Annotated in this window: 2 protein-coding genes; both read right to left on the bottom strand. The window is 66.4% G+C overall.

What is annotated here, in order from left to right; all coding sequences use genetic code 11:
- Nucleotides 1-328: 328 nt before the first annotated feature.
- A complete protein-coding gene (locus tag ACFHWE_RS23450; RefSeq protein ID WP_416604038.1) occupies nt 329-643 on the bottom strand; it encodes a hypothetical protein in 315 nt (104 codons plus the stop codon).
- A gap of 594 nt (nt 644-1237) precedes the next feature.
- On the bottom strand, nt 1238-1891 hold the full coding sequence (locus ACFHWE_RS23445) for a transposase (protein ID WP_416604037.1): 654 nt from the start codon (nt 1889-1891) through the stop codon (nt 1238-1240).
- Nucleotides 1892-2203: the final 312 nt, after the last annotated feature.

Here is a 2203-nt window from a genome sequence, read left to right as displayed (position 1 = left end):
GCATCAAACGCGCCGCCATCAACTCCGAGGGCATCCTCCACCTACACGCCGACGTCCTCCCTCCCCCCACCGACCCGTCACCAACGGAACCGGCGACGGATGAGCACTACAATCGGTAGATATCACGTCACATGAGGCTTTGGCCTGGTCAAACGTTCTTCGGTGTCCGATCGCCACGCTGGACCGTCGATCCGTACCGCCCCGGGGATCTCGGGCGGGAGGAATCGCGATCCGGTAATTCTCAGTCCCCTCGGCAGTGCCTGAGCACCGGTGCTCCGCCCCGGCCGTGCGGGCGGTTTCTTTCAATCAGGTGCGGCCAGGGTCAGCGTCAAGCCGTTATCCCCAGGCGCCTGAACTTCCCCGGAGAGCCGGTCTTGGGGATCATGCGTTCCCGGACCGGCAGTGGGGTGAACGTGCGGGCTTTGAGCTGCTCGCGTGTGTCATTCAAGAACGCCGTGAGATCGGCTTCGTTGGAGATGAAGGCCGGGATGACCCGGTCCACTCCAGGGGTGCGCGCGCCCTTGTTGCCCCTCACCCGGTCCCACGCGACGGTGAGGAAGTCCGGGCGATGGATGAGGTTGTACAGATCATCGAACCGGCGGCCGGGATCTTCGGCCGCCCACAGGTGCAGCTTGGTCTGCATCCGCCGTACCCGCACCCCGGCCCCGGACGGGTCGGGCCACGGTTCACCGGTATTCACCAGCGTCTCCGTCCATTGCAGTACGTCGCGTGCGTGAACTCACTGGACCCCTTCGCCATGTGCACGGGCTTTCCCCGGCTCGGACTACTACGGGTCCTCCGCCCCACCTCGGGATCGTCGGCGGACAACGCGCCAACCCGCTCCACCGGGCCTGGATGACCTGACGGAGACGGGAACCCCGGGCTGGTTCCCACGTTCACCATGAACCGATCGTCGGGTGAGGTGGCCAGCTATACCCCTGCGGTATCGCCGCGACTACGCCGCAGGCTTTCGTCGCGGCCTCCCTACCGACGACCTCAATACCGGTTCGGGAGTTCCCCACCCCTGGCGGGGTTGGGTGCGCACCGCTATCCAGCCCGTATCCACCGGATTTGAGCTGGCGGGAGACTTAAGGGGCGTGATGGCGCTGGTTCCTCTCGTCCACCTTCCCGTCTTGCTTGCCGGACCCGGGCCATCCGGTCGTGCTGGCCCGTCCCGTCGTTGTCGGGGCTGCTTGCCGACCTGACCGGCGTTTCCCGGATCGGTCTGCCCCCAGCTTCACCGGGCTGCTGCGACAGCCCAGCGGCGGAGTCCTTGCACCTCCGCTCGGTTACATGGCGCCTCGTGGCGCTCCAGGTCGCCTTCCCAGTGCCCGGGGACGCGGCGCCCCTCGGCTTCTGCAGGGCGTTCACGGATCGAGCGCATCCCGACGATCCGGGCGCCGCACAGGCCGTTCTTTCTCCTGGGGCGTCGGCCGGTCTGCTTGGAGGGGAGCATGACGCCCAGGCGGGCGAGTTCGCCCTTGGGCAGGGCGTAGATCCAGGTGTAGACCACCTCGTGGCTGATGCGTTCGCCGCCGGCGGGGAGGGAGCCTTCCCTGGGCTCCACACTGGCGTTCTCGGCCTCCGGCTTCAACCACCCCGCGATCTGGCGGGGTGCGCGGCCCCGGCCCGGGTCGGCCAGGACCCGCTGGCGGATCACCGGGTCGGTGTCCAAACGGCGCTGTTGGGGGCGGGACCAGCGGGTCTTGGCGCGCTTGTGGGCGGTAGTGGCCCGGTAGCCGCGCTTGCCGGTGTTGCGGTCGATCTCGCGGCTGACCACGGACGGGTGGCGGCCGAGCAAGCGGGCGATGGACCGCACGCCCTCACCCCGTGTGTGCGCGAGCGCGATCTCCTCGCGATCCTCCAGAGTGAGCGTCCGTCGTGTCCCCATCGGCAACCCTTCTGAACTGCGGTGTTGCTACGACGGCATGACACCACCCTCCTTTGTCTTCACTGTCACCGACGGTCGAGTGGTGGTCGTTACTTATGCAGGGGAAACGGTCAGGTCAGCACAATGGGACTTTCCCACTCCCGGCTCACAGCCACTGGCTAGAACGGTCCAGTTCTCTGCCTGAAGTACCATGCATGAAGGCGAGAACAAAGAATTCTCCGGGACTTCCACATCAAGACACGTCACTGCTGAGTTCATCAACTCTCTGGCCTCATCAGTGCTGGTGCCAACGGAGACGACTGACCGCAGGAT

Source organism: Nocardiopsis sp. LOL_012, from assembly GCF_048060475.1.
Taxonomy (GTDB): domain Bacteria; phylum Actinomycetota; class Actinomycetes; order Streptosporangiales; family Streptosporangiaceae; genus Nocardiopsis.
The sequence above is the reverse complement of the archived record's forward strand: the minus strand, read 5'-3'. Positions and strand labels throughout refer to the sequence as shown.

Bases quoted from the DNA above. Each gene is read 5' to 3' on its own strand.
- ACFHWE_RS23450 (WP_416604038.1), bottom strand. From the start codon at position 643: ATGCAGACCAAGCTGCACCTGTGGGCGGCCGAAGATCCCGGCCGCCGG.
- ACFHWE_RS23445 (WP_416604037.1), bottom strand. From the start codon at position 1,891: ATGGGGACACGACGGACGCTCACTCTGGAGGATCGCGAGGAGATCGCG.